This window comes from Geminocystis sp. NIES-3708, assembly GCF_001548095.1.
In the GTDB taxonomy this organism is placed as follows: domain Bacteria; phylum Cyanobacteriota; class Cyanobacteriia; order Cyanobacteriales; family Cyanobacteriaceae; genus Geminocystis.
Genome location: NZ_AP014815.1, coordinates 1,617,377 through 1,633,084, shown reverse-complemented (window position 1 = coordinate 1,633,084; position 15,708 = coordinate 1,617,377). Strand labels below are relative to the sequence as shown.

Genomic DNA, 15,708 nt, shown 5'->3' with positions numbered 1-15,708 from the left:
ATTAATTATCAATTAAAATTATAATCATAGTTAATAAATATTTTAAAATATATGGAAGTTAAAAACATTTTAAAAGCTTATCAACAAGGACGAAAAAACTTTAATAAAATTAAATTAATTGAAGCAGAAATAATCAACGAAAATTTATCAGAAATAGATTTTACTGAAGCAGATTTAAGACAAGCTAGATTAGGACGTACAAACTTTCATAAAGCTAATTTTACCAGAGCAGATCTAAGTGAGGCTATATTATGGGGTACAGATTTAAGTGAAGCTATTTTAGTTAAAATTCTCTTAAGAGATGCTGATTTAAGTAGTGCTAAACTAATAAAAACTAACCTTCATCAAGCAAACTTAATAAAAGCTAGTTTTTGCGGTGCAAATTTAACTCAGGCAAATTTATCTAATAGTATCATTATAGATGGTGATTTTCGTCCTAATTCAGATCAAATAACGAATTTAAGTCAAGCAAATTTAACCAATGCAGATTTAAGTTATGCTAATCTTTCTCAGGCTTTATTATGTCAAGCGAATCTTGATGGTGCAAGGCTTTGTCGAGCAAATTTAAGTATCGGTAAAAACTATGAAAAAATTGTCACAGATTTAACGGAAGCTAGTTTAAAAAATGCAGATTTAAGTTATGCTGATTTGACAGGTGCAATCTTAATTAATGCTAATTTAGAGGGTGCTGATTTGACAGGTACAATTTTAAAAAATGCTGATTTAACAGGTACAATAATAAATAATTAATATTTTATTTAATAACTATTATTACCAATATTTTCATATTCTAAATAAACAATATATAGCAAAAAATAAGTTAATTAGGATATTATTAAACCCCATAGAATAATTATACTTTATATTTGCTCTTTGGCTCTTGCCCTTTACCCTTTCCTATCAATTAAATTCATGACTACTTTACTAACTCCCAAGATTAAATCATCTGAAATTCGCCCTGCAATTGCCGAACTACAACCCCAATTAGTCCATTGGCGAAGAAGATTACATCAATATCCAGAATTAGGTTTTAAAGAAGTATTAACTTCTGATTTTATTGCAGAAAAATTGAGCGATTGGGGTATCGAATATCAAACTGAAATTGCCAAAACGGGTATTGTCGCAATTATCCAAAGTAACTATAAAGGAAAAGTCTTAGCTATTCGTGCAGATATGGATGCTTTACCCATTCAAGAAGAAAATGAGGTGTCTTACTGCTCAAAACATGACGGATTGATGCACGCCTGTGGTCATGATGGACATACGGCGATCGCATTAGGCATAGCCTACTATTTAGCGCATCATCGAGATCAATTTCAAGGTACTGTAAAAATTATATTTCAACCTGCTGAAGAAGGTCCAGGAGGTGCAAAACCAATGATAGAAGCGGGGGTGTTAAAAAATCCTGATGTTGATGCCATTATTGGCTTACATGTATGGAATAACTTACCATTAGGCACAATGGGAGTTAGAGAAGGAGCATTAATGGCGGCAGTAGAATGTTTTAAATGTGAAATATTTGGTAAAGGTGGCCATGGAGCAATACCTCAGCAAACCGTTGATTCTATAATAGTAGGAACACAGATAGTTAATGCTTTACAAACTATTGTTTCTCGTAACATTTCTCCCATCGATTCTGCTGTAGTTACCGTGGGAACTTTTCATAGTGGCACTGGCTTAAACATCATCGCTGACACAGCAACAATGAGCGGTACAGTTCGTTACTTTAATCCTACTTTAGAAAAATATATCGGTGAAAGAATCGAGTCCATCATCTCTGGTATTTGTCAAAGTCACGGTGCAAAATATCACCTTGATTATTGGCAACTTTACCCCCCCGTTATCAATCATCCGAGAATCACACAATTAGTTAAATCCGTAGCTTTAGAAGTCGTAGAAACCCCTTTAGGAGTTGTGCCTGAGTGTCAGACAATGGGCGGTGAAGATATGTCTTTTTTCTTGCAAAAAATCCCTGGATGTTATTTTTTCCTTGGTTCAGCTAATGCCCAAAAAGGTTTAAACTATCCTCATCATCATCCTCGTTTTGACTTTGACGAGACGGCGTTAGGTTTAGGGGTAGAAATGTTCGCTCGTTGTGTGGAGAAATTTGCTGATTTTGTATAACTTGTGTCTAAATTACTAATTTTAGTGTAGGTAATTTCATAGCATTAACAATTGATTAAGGTTTTATTATGCTAATTTTCCATAGTTAGATTAAACTAACATTATGTTCATTTACAGTGCAAACATTTCAGCTAAAGTAGATAAAACCTGTTCTTGATGAGTACTATCGAGAACTCCTATTTTTTTGATTAAACGAATTTTCTCAACTGTTCTAATTTGATCTAACACTATTTGACCTTTTTTTTCCTGAAAAACACAATCTACACGGGTGGGATAAGATTTTGTTGTGCTGGTCATTGGTGCAATAATAATAGTGTTGATGTAGTCATTCATTTCATCAGGAGAAATAATTACACAAGGACGAGTTTTCTTGATTTCACTTCCCAATGTCGGATTAAGCACAACTAAATAAATATCAAATCTTTTCATCTACCAATCCCACTCTTGTTCATCCCAAGTGCATGTAATATCCTGATTAATATCTAAAAGTTGATCATCATTATTCTCAGCCATATTTTTAAAAACCTTATCCCAGTCTTGACGATTTTTGCTTATTGGAGTAATTATAATTTTGCCATTCTCACTAGATAAATAAATTTTGTCTTTAATTCCGGAAAGTTCTAGGAGCTTTTTCGGTAATCTAACACCTTGAGAATTTCCTATTTTCACCATATGGGATTTGATCATTATCTTTTCATGAATAATTTTAAAGTAATTACATTATAATCACTTCAAAGGATTTAATGCAAGTTTTTAAATAGTTAAATTGATTAAGTCAGTAAAATGATATTGAGCATTTTCACCATAATTATTGGTCAAATAAATTAATAATTCTAAAGCGTAATCATAAAAACCCATAACATCAGCAACACAGGCTAATTTAAGAATTTTTGACGGATTTTGTTCTTCTTTACTAAACTGATTTGATATTAAATCTCTTAAATAAAAAGCATCTCCCCACAGTAATTGCCCATTAGGATGATTACGGGATTTTTGACCAAGATTATAACGAGGGCGATAAGCTAAATATAAGTCAAATAAGCTAAATTTTTGATTTCGTAAGAAAATATCAACATCAGCAAATAGAGGTTGATTAATATATAAATGGGAAAATTCTACTTCTATTTGAATCGCTAAAATAGTTTTATTTAATAGGTTAATTGCACCTTTTAAAACATCCAAATCCGCTCCTTGTACGTCTATTTGTAAAAAATCAATTTCTTCTATTTTTTCTTCTCCACAAAAAGCATCTAAAATTGTTGTTTCAATACCTACTGTAAAATCTAAATTTACTAACTCAGGTAATCCATGAAAACGAGCTAAGTAAGTTTCATTGGGAGGGTATAAAGAACTACACATTGGGGCTTTGGTGACATAAAGTTCTTTTTCGCCGATAGAATCAGATAAACCTAGAGGAATATGTACTTCTTGCCAGTTAATGCCTCTTTGTTGTAATTCGGCGTTGGCTTGATTACAGGTATCTTCGTCAGCATCAAAACCATAAATGCTTAAATTTGGGGCAAAAATTCCCCATCCTTGACTGGAGTAGTCATCTTGAATACTCATTTTTCTTGAGCCGACGTTAACAACAGTAAAATGTAAGTTGTCTAAATAGCCTTTATTTTTCAGATTTTGAACAAAAATTGACATAACTTTATTTATTTATTTTGATGTTGAGCAATAATATTTAATTTACCTGATAATTCTTCTAAGGATTGAAGTGGTATTAATTGCTTGAGGAAAGGCTGGTAATAAAATAATTCATAACCTATGCTTAATAGAAATTCGGCGACAGGAATGTTGCTTCCTTGACTACCCGCAATATTTTCATAGAGGATTTTGGGTTTAAATTCTGAGAGAATATAACTGCTACCCTTTAAAACTTCGATCTCATTCCCCTCAGCATCTAACTTCAACCAGTCAACAGTAGATAATTGATATTTTTCCACTAAACTATCAAGGGTAAAACATTCTACTTCTTGATAATTGCCTTCTGGGGATGAATCGTCTTTGATAATTTCGTTTAATTCACTTGCTTGATGTAAGGATAATTTTACTATCTTATTTTCTTCTCCTGCCGCCCCCGCACAAATATTTACCCAGTTTAACTGATTAATTTTACGGGTTTCTTCTAAACATTCTACACAACCAGAAAAAGGCTCAACTGCAATTACTTTACCATTCTTTCCTACTTTTTGAGCAGCACTAAAAGTATATACTCCTACATTTGCTCCCACATCAATTATTACCATCTCAGGTTTAATTTCTTCTCTCCACATTTCCATTTCAGACTCAAACCAATCTTCTTGTGCTAAAATCACGGAGGTAACAATTGAGCGAAAACTAGCCTCCACAGCTAAGAATAAATTGCCATCAAAGTTAACATAAGTGAAAGGATTATCTAAAGGTAAATTAGTCCACATCCATTGTAAATGTTGAGGATTATCTTGATAAATTTTTTTCCCATATTCGTAGTAATAATTAGTTAAATTTACATTGTTTAAATCACGATAAGCAAGATAAAGAGCCTGAATAATATTACTATTCGTTGGTTGTAATTGTCGAGCTTGATGAAGATAAAGTAAACCTTCTGGTTGACGATTAGAAAGATTACTAATGCCTAAATTTAATTTAATATTGACAGAATTAGGAATAATATTATTCGCTAAATTAAGTAACCTTAAACCGCCTGAATTATAAAACACCATTTGAGATTGCTCACAATCAGCGATTAGTAAATAAAATGCTTGTAAATAGCCATTATCCAAACTTATAATGTTCTTTAAACTCTCTTTATTTTTAGCTTTATTTCTATTATTAATTGGTAAGTAAACTAATCCCGAAACTGAATTTTCTTGAGGCTCAAAAATAATGGGTAAGATGTCCAATAATCGAGAAAATTCGATTTGATGAGCAGTATGAACTTCACCTGTTAAACTTTTAATAATACCTAAATGAGCCACACAAAGAGGGTGATTTTCTTGATTTAAGGCAGTTTCTAAGGCTTCGATGGCTAATTCTAAATAAAACTGACGTAAGCCTATATCTTCAGTTTTTCTCGCTTCAATAATTTGAATTACCGCAAAATTATTTAACTCTATTGTCGTCGATGGATTTTCCCAGTCAGTTTGTTGTGCCGATGTAAATAAAGGTAATGAGGATAAATTAATATCAGCAACATTTTCGCTTATATATTCTTGATAACTGTCAAGGAGAGAACTATAACTCATAGGTTAGTTAATTGGAGATATTTATGATAATCATAATCAAATTTTGTATCGATAAAATTAAGATTATTTAACAATTTTATTAAAAAAAAAGGTCTATGATCGCCCTTTAGGTTAAGTTTTATAACAAGGAGAGATTTAAGGAAGCCAATTTTCATCTAAGATTTGTTCAAGAGAGGCGCTCGGCTTTTTGGGAAATCTATCAAGAGGTAGTTGGGAATGTTTGGAAGCCAATTTACAACCTTTTAGATAACAGTCAAAAAACTTATTATTGAGATGATTGTTTAAACTAGGACTATCTTCTAATTCTTCCATGATTTGCAGTCGAAAATTCAAAATTTCTCTCTCCCAATGACCTCGATTTCTTTCTTTTTCAGAATCCCAATATTGTAAAATTAGCAGGTGTTCTATCAATTTCATTAATAAACTTGTCATTTTTCTTCTTTTACGCTCACTCAAGTCTAAAACCTCCTCAATTAAGTTTTCCCAGTCAACAGCGTTAAAATTTTTATTTTCTAGTTGTTTAACTGTTTCTAATATCCAAAGATTGTAGTCAGTCTCGTATAAATTTGTTTGGTTTTTGATTAATTCCGCTACCATTACAATTACCTCCAATTTTTAAGTAACTTTATTATAAATTATTTTCATGGAAGGGTTGAGGAAACCTGAGTTTGATATAAAAATAGATGACGACTGACTTTCATTGACAGACATGAAGACAGGGGGATTATATCTTGCATGAATCAATAAAATTATTTTAAAGTGTATTGAATCTTAGGAATTTTTCTCCTATTCTACTTGTCTTCAGCGTCTTGTTTTCACAACTTTTCTTCTGTCGAATGAAGGTGAGGAAGCCATCAATATTAGAGAGTAAGCCGATGGGCAAGAGTTTTGAGAAGGATGGGTGCAAGACAAGAAATAGAAAAACTATACAATTAATATCGCCTAATATCGCCCATTTGGGTTTCATATCAAAAAAAAAGGTCTGTGATCGCTTATAAACTCATCATTTAGAGAGTCTAAAAACCATCACAGACACTTGATTTTTATAATTTTGACTTGTAAATCAAAACCTAGAATAAACCCAAGGTTAAGGATTTATCGATGGGGAATATAGAACCAGCACCTAACCAAAGAGTTACAGCAGTACCGAATAAAAATACAGTCATCGCAATAGGGCGACGGAAAGGATTTTGGAATTTATTAACACTTTCAATGAAAGGTACTAACATTAAACCTAAAGGAATCGCCGCTTGACAAGCAATACCTAGAAGTTTGTTCGGTAAAACTCGCAAAATTTGGAATACAGGGTATAAATACCACTCGGGTAAAATTTCTAAGGGTGTTGCAAAAGGATCGGCAGGTTCACCCATCATAGCGGGATCAAGAATTGCTAAACCAACGACTAAACCTAATGCACCTAAAATACACACAGGAAACATATACAGAATATCGTTAGGCCATGCAAGTTCACCATAATAATGATGACCCATATTTTGAGCTAATTTGGCTCTCAATTTTGGATCATTAAGATCCGGTTTTTTGTGTAACTGAGAATTAGGGTTGGACATGATTGTAGTTATCTCCTAAATAAGGGAAGAATAGAACAAAAAAAACAGAATATTTGTTTATTTTATCCTGATTTTTTTCTACTACTGATAAATTTATTAACGAAACGAAATAAAAAATTTGAGATTAGAAGGAGAGGATATAGGTAGTTACAAAATGAGATTTCCTCATCTTCTAGCCCTTATCCTCATAGCCTAGCAAGTTACAAGGGTCCAGAAATGCCTTGTTTGCGGATTAAAAGGAAGTGTAATAACATGAAAACAGCCATTAACCAAGGTAAAACAAAGGTATGAATGGTATAGAAACGGGTTAAGGTAGCTTGACCTACACTTGCACCACCTCGTAAAAGTTCCACCATTTGATCACCCACTACAGGAATAGCCGCAGGTACACCAGATACGATTTTAACCGCCCAATAACCAACTTGATCCCAAGGTAAAGAATAACCAGTTACACCGAAAGAAACGGTAATTACTGCCATAGTTACGCCCACAACCCAAGTTAATTCACGGGGTTTTTTGAAACCGCCAGTTAAATAAACACGGAATACATGAAGGATCAACATTAGTACCATCATACTAGCAGACCAGCGATGGATAGAACGAATTAACCAGCCGAAATTAACTTCATTCATGATAAATTGAACGGAAGTAAAGGCTTCAGCAACAGTGGGTTTGTAATAAAAAGTCATGGCAAACCCAGTGGCAAACTGAATCAAGAAGCAAGTTAGGGTGATTCCGCCTAAACAATAAAAAATATTGACGTGAGGAGGAACATATTTGCTACTAATATCATCGGAAATCGCTTCTACTTCGAGGCGATCGTTAAACCATTTATAAACAGGAGAATCGGTTACTTGTTTAGTAAACATTAAGCCGTGAACTTTTAGGAATTATTATGTACAGTGATTTTTAAATCAGTATTTTTAGACATTCTCTGACTTTCGTTTCAAGATTTTTTGCTTTTGTGCAGTTACGGTTTGTCTTACCGTTTTATAACTATAAATCTCAGTTTTAAAGACTTATCGTTACAATTAGTCAAATGAATTATATCATGACGTTGTAGCAAGATCTGACATCATTAACAATGGTAATAGTTTGATCTTTTGCTACATAAAATTTAACATATCTTTAAGGTTTGTCGCAATAAACTGATTTAACGGAAACCTTCTTAAAAGTAAAATAAACTTGAATTGCTAATTCGATAATCAGGAATTCTCTTGTATGTAAATTTTCCACATTTGCTGATAAGCCTTTTCCATTTCTTTTGTAAATTGCTTACCATTCCATAGCGGTGATGTTTTTTTAGATTGTCTCAATTTCCAACTAACTTCTTTTCTTAAGTTTTCATCTGTGCCTAACTTTATACCCCATTCGATATATTCTTCATCACTCCATGCAATACCTTCAGTGATACCTGCATTCATCATAAAAGTATAACTATTTCGAGCGGCAAACTGTTCACCCACTCTAGTAACTAATGGTACTTCCATCCATAGGGTTTCAAGGGTTGTGGTTGCACCATTATAGGGATAAGTGTCTAATACTACATCTGCTATTTTGATGTTAGCTCGATGAGTTGCTTCGGTAAGAGTCATCTCTAAAAATTTTATTCTCTCTTGTTCGACTCCTTCTTGTTGTGCGATCGTCAGATATAATTGTTGTGCTAGTTGATCATCTCCACTACCTTTGATTAAGAGATAACTATCAGCTACAGACTTAATTATTTTCATTTGTAAATGAATAGTGTGAGGATTTCTTTTTAAAGCACTTTGAACATTTAAAAATACAATCGCTTTTTCCTGAATTGCTAATTTTTTTCGATTTAGATTCGGCACATCAATTTCAAAGCCATTAACTCCTAAATAAGTATGTGGTAAACGCCAGATTTTTTCTTGATAGTATTTGTCGGCATTATCAGGTAAAACGTAAGGATCAGCGATAAAATAATCTATATTCGGAATCCCGTTACTATCCATTCCTAACCAACTTACTTGTATTGGTGCTGGTTTTAGTGCCATAATCATCGCCGTTAAATTATGAGTAAAACTGTCTAAATCTACTAAAATATCTATTTCATCTTTTTCGATTTGAGTAATAAAATCATTAACTACATTAGTGCTATTGTAGGCTTGATCAACATTATTGATAAAAAATTGTTCCGTGATATGATCATTTTTTTGACAAGCAAAATAAGTATAAATGGAAAACTGGGTGCGATCATGATTTTTAATTAACCAACGACTTAATAAACCTACGGAATGAGATCTTAAAGTATGTCCTATATAACCAATTTTTAACTTTCGAGCAACCTTTAATTTTTCCGAAAAATGCACAGGACAACTATAATAATTATGGGCTTGTTTTTGAAATAATTGACCAATTCCATTAATTGATTGACGATTTTTGTGGAGTTCATCTTTAACGTAAAGTAATAATTTTCCAATATTAGCTAACCTAGTAAAAATATATTTCTCTTGAATTTCGGGCTGTTGTTTTACTAAACTATTTAAGTTTTCTTGATAGAGAAGAAAATCATCTTGAATATTTAACCAATCACCACTTTCAATAGCATTTAATAATAATTGATAAGAAGCAAACACTTTTTCTATGAAAGTAGAGCTATATTTTTGATATTTGATCGCACTTAATCTGGCTTGATTGTAATTACGGGATAGAAAATAAAAAAAGAAAATTTTGCTAATAGTTTCAAGATTTTTGGGCTGATGTTCAAGAGTTATTTCTAGCAATTTTGCACCATAAATTAAAAATCTTTTTTCTTCTGCCATTAACCCAATTTTATCAGCAAATAATTCCTGAAATTCAGGATTATTTACTAATTTTGAGTAACTAACTTTCACAAAATCTAAGGTAAACTGATGGGGAATATCTAATAATTTATCCAAGAAATGAAGAATCAAAGTTGTTTCTCCTTCTGATAAATTAGAACTATCCTTAATAAAATCCAAACATTTATATTCATGTATTATTTCAACACAAAAAGTCTTATTTTGAAATCTTAATAAAAATAATTTGATGATATTTAATAAACTAGGATTAATTTCTAATACCTTCTCTATCAGGAACACACTAATATTTAATTCATTTAATTGCTCTTGTCTTTCTGCTTCTTCCTCCAAAATCTTCACGAAACTTTTGCTAATAATTTTCTCATTATTCTCCTTTATTTCTAAAAAAGGAAGTAACCAAATTGATTCACAATCTTCATAATTTTCTTTCAATAAATAAGCTAAACCTAAATACCAATAATTATTTAATTCAGACGGATTTGTTTCTATTTGGTTTTCATAAAAAAGAATAATAGGATCAATTTTTTTGTCTTTCAATAATTCTTTTATATTAGGATGCCAAGTCATAATCAATCTTAAATATTATATATTTACTAAATTTATTTTGATAACGAAAATTAAAAATTTTATATGATATTATTAGAATAAGTTAATTTTACCATCTATGAGAATTATGCAAAAATATAGTCCTGAACAATTGATGTTTACAGAAATTTTAACTGATAATCAAAACTCAGTCGGGGACTATTTTGGAACTTTTTTTGATTATATGCGCCGTTCTCTTGTTTCTGGTGGTTCTGAATTTGGTTTGGGACTAACTTTATTTAGTTTAGTTGTTAGTACCCGCTCTAAAAGACTGATAGAAATAGGTAGATTCAAAGGGTTTTCCACTCTCTGTCTTGCTAGTGCATTAAAATTTTTAGATATTGGTTGGCAAGAACCAGCACAACATAAGCAACGTCCAGATATAAATTATCAAGTATTTGAAAATTCTACTAAAGGAAAATTATTATCGATCGATCCTTTTCCTACGGAGGAGGCAGAAAAATTGATTAAGGAAACGAGCCTAACAGAATATGTAGAATTTATCAATGCCCGTTCCGATGAAGTTGATATTCAAGGGGAATTTGATTTAATTTTTATTGATGGTGATCATAGTTATGATGGTTGTAAAGCTGATACATTGTTATATGTTCCTTGGCTTTTGAAACAGGGAGGCTATTTCATCTTACATGATTATTTTGGTTGGTATGACGATAAAGGTAATAACAATTCTCCTGTGAAAAAAGTTATTGATGAAATTATCGAAGAAGGAATTTGTGAACAAATATTAATTGATACTGGTTATATGTCATTCAGCATTTTTAGAAAACTATAATGACTCTATTTGCTGTTATATAAATTAACATAGATTTCCCACATTTGCTGATAAGCCTTTTCCATTTCTTTTGTAAATTGCTTACCATTCCATAGCGGTGATGTTTTTTTAGATTGTCTCAATTTCCAACTAACTTCTTTTCTTAAGTTTTCATCTGTGCCTAACTTTATACCCCATTCGATATATTCTTCATCACTCCATGCAATACCTTCGGTGATACCTGCATTCATCATAAAAGTATAACTATTACGAGCGGCAAACTGTTCACCCACTCTAGTAACTAATGGTACTTCCATCCATAGGGTTTCAAGGGTTGTGGTTGCACCATTATAGGGATAGGTGTCTAATACTACATCTGCTATTTTGATGTTAGCTCGATGAGTTGCTTCGGTAAGAGTCATCTCTAAAAATTTTATTCTCTCTTGTTCGACTCCTTCTTGTTGTGCGATCGTCAGATATAATTGTTGTGCTAGTTGATCATCTCCACTACCTTTGATTAAGAGATAACTATCAGCTACAGACTTAATTATTTTCATTTGTAAATGAATACAATTAGGATGACGTTTAAAAGCATTTTGAATAGTTAAGTAAATAGTACTTTCTGAGGGAATATCTAAATTTTCTCTTGTTAAGGTTGGCACATTTACTTCAAAACCATTGATTCCTAAATAGGTATAAGGCAAACGCCAAATTTTTTCGGTATAGTATTTCTGGGCATTACTGGGTAACACATAAGTATCGGCAATAAAGTAATCTATTGATGGTATTCCTGACGCATCACTTCCCAACCATGTTACTTGAATTGGTGCTGGTTTTAAACTCATGACGGCAGAAGTAGTTTGATTAGTTATAGCGTCTAAATCAATTAAAATATCTATTTTATTATTAATAATTTGTTGTGCTATTTTATCTATTTCACCAGATAATTTATAGTTATAGTCCACTTTATTTTTAAACCATTTTTCTGTCATTTCGTCTTCAGATTGATTGATTAAATAGATATATATTTCAAAATTTTCTCTATCATGATATTGAAATAACCATCTGCATAACCAACCGACAGAGTGCATCCGAAAAGTATAACCGATGTAGCCTATTTTTATTTTATGTTTCTCTTTTTTATTCTCTGTTAATTCGCTATTTTTATTGATCTTAAAATTATCTTTTATATGATTTTCAAAAAGTTGAGCGAGACGATTTTGAATCTTTCGATTTTCTCTAGGATTATCTTCTGAATGTAATAATGGTCTAATTAAACGGACTAAGCCATTATCATAAAAATTACGGCATTCTTTTTCTTGAGTAATTGTTTTTAATAGCATTTTATGACGTTTAAAAATCTCATCACATTCTAACCATAAATTACTTTTGTGCATCAGCTCTAACAAAAATCCATTAAGATATACTTTTATTTCTGTATTTTCTTGTTGTTCATAAATTTTTTTTGCCAATTCAATAGCATTTTGATGAAAACTATCAGAGAAAAGATATAAACAAAGATTCTTTTGTAAATACCAATCATTAGGTGTTTTCTGTAAGCATAAATTGGTTAATTGAATTGCTAAATTAGGTTTTCTATAACAAAAATATTGAGCTGTATCACTAATTTTTTGGAGACAAATTGATAAATCGTAAATATAATAAGATAGACAAAATTCAATAAAGTGTAAAGAGTTTTCTTCTTCAACTATAATGAGTTTTGGTAAAAGTTCCCACAAAAATTTTAGGTTAATATCCGGTGTTTGTGGGACAAGTAATTTTTCTAAGTTCCAGTTATTTAAACTTCCTATTATATATTTATTAAGGATAATTTCTAAATCAATTAAATATAAGATATTATTAATATAATTGGGATTAATTTCTTTTAAATAACTACGAATTAACCACACATTTTCTTTGTTTTCTAAACTTAATTGTCTCTGAACTTCTTGTTCTAAAATATCACTTAATAAATTTAATAATTCTTCATCTTCTAGGGTTAAAAGATAAAACCATGTGCTTTGTGCTTCTGCTTCATTTCCTGCTAATAAATAAGCTAATCCTAAATAAATATAATCGTTAATATTATCTGGATTATTTTCCATTAAATTTTCATAAAAACTGACGATGCGATCAAATTTTTGTTCTGTTAAAAATTCTTGTACTTCTAAATGCCAACTCATAAATTTATATTTATCCCCTAAATTATTTTATTATTACTATTCAATACTCAGAGAGTATAGACAGTATCGTATCAAGATAAGAGGGAATTATTAGCAGATTATTCTGAATTACTTATCAATGGATTCTGTTGTACTTTTAGGATTGCATTTCTGAAACAAAAATCTTAGATGAAAATTGGCTTCTCTAAACACGAGATCTATCTATTTTGAGTATGCAAAGCAACACTCTTTCATCTTATCTTTTTTATTTCATTTTAGCTTTAGTTTCTTGATTAACGTATATATCCCACATTTGTTGATAAGCCTTCTCCATTTCTCTTGCAAACTGCTTTCCATTCCATAACAGAGAATTTTGTTTTGATTGTTTTAACTTCCAGACTACTTCCAGCCTTAGATTTTCATCTGTACCCAACTTAATCCCCCATTCGATATATTCCTCATCACTCCACGCAATGCCTTCTTCAATTCCAGCATTCATCATAAAACCGTAAGTATTTCTTGCCGCAAACTGTTCTCCTACCCTAGTCACAACAGGTAACTCACACCACAAGGCTTCAAGGGTAGTAGTAGCCCCATTGTAAGGATAAGTGTCAAGTAAAACATCAGCTATACTTAAATTAGCTCGATGCTCTTCCACAGTGGGATCTGTAGAAATAAATCTTAATTGATCTTGATTAACTCCACACTTTTGCGCGATCAACTCTAAATATTTTCTAATTTTATCTTCTTCTAATCTAATTTTAAAAATTAAATAGCTATTGGGTACTTGTTTAATAATCGCCATTTGCAAACAGATTAAATCGGGATGTAATTTTGCAGTGTGTTGCACATTCAAGTAAATAATAGCATCATCACTAATATTCAAATCCTCTCGCCGTAAAGTTGGCACACCAATTTCAAAACCATCTATAGCTAAATAAGTATGAGGTAAACGCCAGATTTTCTCTGAATAATACTCCTGAGCGTGATCTGGTAAAACATAAGGATCGGCGATAAAATAGTCTATATTTGGAATACCACTAGCATCCATCCCTAACCAAGTCACCTGAATTGGTGCTGATTTCATCGCCATGGTTAAAGCCGTTAAATTATAGGTTAAACTATCAACATCTACTAAAATATCTACTTCATCTTGATGAATTTGCTCAACTAAAGCGGCGATATTCTGTTGAGAATTCACAATCTTATGGACATTCGGTGTAAACCATTTTTCTGTCCAATCATCCCCAGTGCCTTGGGGAAAATACAGATTAATCTTAAATAAATCCTGATCGTGATAGTATATTAGCCAACGGGCAAGATAACCCACAGAATGCCGTCTTAAAGTATGTCCAATATATCCGATGGTTAATACTTTTTTTTGTTGGGGTTTTGTGTGAGTAATATGGGGATAAAAAGGATAATTAATTTCTTGAAATAAACTAGCTACCGTATTAATTTTTTTTCGGTTATTTTTGGGATCATCACTTAAATAATAAGGACTAGAAAACCAAGAGAAAAAACTTGATCGAATTAAAGAATCACTTAACTCATTTTTATAAAGATGAATTTGTTGATAAATATCTTCTTGTTTTTTAGCAATGTTTCTCGCTTTTTCCCATTCAGCTAACATTAAGTAAGTATTTAACAGAGAATTATTAACTGTATATTTTTCCACAAAACTTTCAGCTTTTTTTTCTGCTTCTTGTGCAATAGCTAACACTCGATCGAAATTATGAACTAACTTATAATATTCAAATAAATTGATATAAACCCTAATATTTTTATGGGAATATTTATTACACATTTCCATTAACTCTATTCCATAAAAAATGTATTTTCCCTCATTAGTACGATTATCCCCGACATTAACAATTAATTGAACAATCTCTTTATCCACATCAGTATAAATTAAAACTGACTCCGCAAAATCCACCGTAACATTATAAGGATAATATAAAATATCCTTTAAAATCGTTGACAACAACACAAAATCCAAAGAATTAGCAGAACTATTTTTAACTAATTTAATTAAATTATAGTTAATTAAATCATGGATTTCAAAAGTTTTTAATAACAATTTAAGATTAATTATATGTAATAAATTATGAATATTATTCGGCGTAATTTCCTGAATTTGTTGACGAATTAATAAACTTTTTTCATACCTTCCTGAAAACAATAATCTTAAAGCTTCTTGATCTAATATTTTCCCTAACTCCTGATTCCATTCTTCTAATTGCGAATCATCACCTTGAGAAAAAACTATAAACCAAGTTGTTTGTGCGGAATCTATATCTTCATTTAATAAATAAGCCAGTCCTAAATACCAATAATGACCAACATTTTCCTCATTATTTTGCACTAATTCTTCATAAATTTTCACAACTTCTGAGTATTTTTCCGCTTCTAGAAAAGGTAACGCTGAATCAAGCCAATTAATCATATTTTTTTCTTCTA

The 15,708-nt window shown here is 31.3% G+C and carries 13 protein-coding genes; 3 read left to right on the top strand and 10 right to left on the bottom strand.

The genetic code is table 11. The annotated features are described in order from the left end of the window. Positions 1 to 51 precede the first annotated feature (51 nt). Both hetL and GM3708_RS07145 read left to right on the top strand, forming a co-directional pair. The gene (gene hetL, locus GM3708_RS07150) at positions 52 to 750 is read left to right on the top strand and encodes a heterocyst differentiation pentapeptide repeat protein HetL (RefSeq protein ID WP_066345201.1); all 699 of its coding nucleotides are present in this window, start codon (positions 52 to 54) and stop codon (positions 748 to 750) included. Positions 751 to 912: 162 nt separating this feature from the next. Continuing rightward, on the top strand, positions 913 to 2,124 hold the full coding sequence (locus tag GM3708_RS07145) for a M20 family metallopeptidase (RefSeq protein WP_066345200.1): 1,212 nt from the start codon (positions 913 to 915) through the stop codon (positions 2,122 to 2,124). Between the two features lie 111 nt (positions 2,125 to 2,235). Here the strand turns inward: GM3708_RS07145 and GM3708_RS07140 are convergent, their stop codons facing one another. The 8 genes from GM3708_RS07140 to GM3708_RS07105 all read right to left on the bottom strand — a co-directional run bounded on the left by GM3708_RS07140 (position 2,236) and on the right by GM3708_RS07105 (position 10,296). Then, entirely contained in the window at positions 2,236 to 2,553 is a 318-nt protein-coding gene (locus GM3708_RS07140; RefSeq protein WP_066345198.1) for a type II toxin-antitoxin system PemK/MazF family toxin, read from the bottom strand. Continuing rightward, positions 2,554 to 2,811, bottom strand: a complete 258-nt coding sequence (locus GM3708_RS07135; RefSeq protein ID WP_066345196.1) for an AbrB/MazE/SpoVT family DNA-binding domain-containing protein — start codon at positions 2,809 to 2,811, stop codon at positions 2,554 to 2,556. 66 nt (positions 2,812 to 2,877) lie between these two features. Then, a complete protein-coding gene (locus tag GM3708_RS07130; RefSeq protein WP_066345194.1) occupies positions 2,878 to 3,774 on the bottom strand; it encodes an FkbM family methyltransferase in 897 nt (298 codons plus the stop codon). An 8-nt stretch (positions 3,775 to 3,782) separates the two neighbouring features. Further along, positions 3,783 to 5,354, bottom strand: a complete 1,572-nt coding sequence (locus tag GM3708_RS07125) for an FkbM family methyltransferase (protein ID WP_066345192.1) — start codon at positions 5,352 to 5,354, stop codon at positions 3,783 to 3,785. Positions 5,355 to 5,489: 135 nt separating this feature from the next. Further along, positions 5,490 to 5,951 carry a DUF29 domain-containing protein gene (locus tag GM3708_RS07120; protein WP_066345190.1) on the bottom strand — a complete coding sequence of 154 codons (462 nt, stop codon included), beginning with the start codon at positions 5,949 to 5,951 and terminating at the stop codon, positions 5,490 to 5,492. Positions 5,952 to 6,424: 473 nt separating this feature from the next. Then, positions 6,425 to 6,922, bottom strand: coding sequence for a cytochrome b6-f complex subunit IV (gene petD / locus GM3708_RS07115; protein ID WP_066345188.1), 498 nt, complete (start codon positions 6,920 to 6,922; stop codon positions 6,425 to 6,427). Positions 6,923 to 7,122: 200 nt separating this feature from the next. Then, a complete protein-coding gene (petB, locus tag GM3708_RS07110; protein ID WP_066345186.1) occupies positions 7,123 to 7,791 on the bottom strand; it encodes a cytochrome b6 in 669 nt (222 codons plus the stop codon). A 336-nt stretch (positions 7,792 to 8,127) separates the two neighbouring features. After that, positions 8,128 to 10,296 (bottom strand): hypothetical protein, encoded by a 2,169-nt coding sequence (locus GM3708_RS07105; protein WP_066345183.1) that lies wholly within the window; start codon positions 10,294 to 10,296, stop codon positions 8,128 to 8,130. Between the two features lie 106 nt (positions 10,297 to 10,402). Between GM3708_RS07105 and GM3708_RS07100 the strand changes: the two genes are divergently transcribed. After that, positions 10,403 to 11,107 carry a class I SAM-dependent methyltransferase gene (locus tag GM3708_RS07100; protein ID WP_066345182.1) on the top strand — a complete coding sequence of 235 codons (705 nt, stop codon included), beginning with the start codon at positions 10,403 to 10,405 and terminating at the stop codon, positions 11,105 to 11,107. Positions 11,108 to 11,112: 5 nt separating this feature from the next. Here the strand turns inward: GM3708_RS07100 and GM3708_RS07095 are convergent, their stop codons facing one another. After that, positions 11,113 to 13,269: a hypothetical protein gene (locus tag GM3708_RS07095; RefSeq protein ID WP_066345181.1), complete on the bottom strand. Its 2,157-nt coding sequence runs from the start codon at positions 13,267 to 13,269 to the stop codon at positions 11,113 to 11,115. Positions 13,270 to 13,513: 244 nt separating this feature from the next. Further along, on the bottom strand, positions 13,514 to 15,694 hold the full coding sequence (locus tag GM3708_RS07090; protein WP_066345180.1) for a hypothetical protein: 2,181 nt from the start codon (positions 15,692 to 15,694) through the stop codon (positions 13,514 to 13,516). Positions 15,695 to 15,708 lie beyond the last annotated feature (14 nt).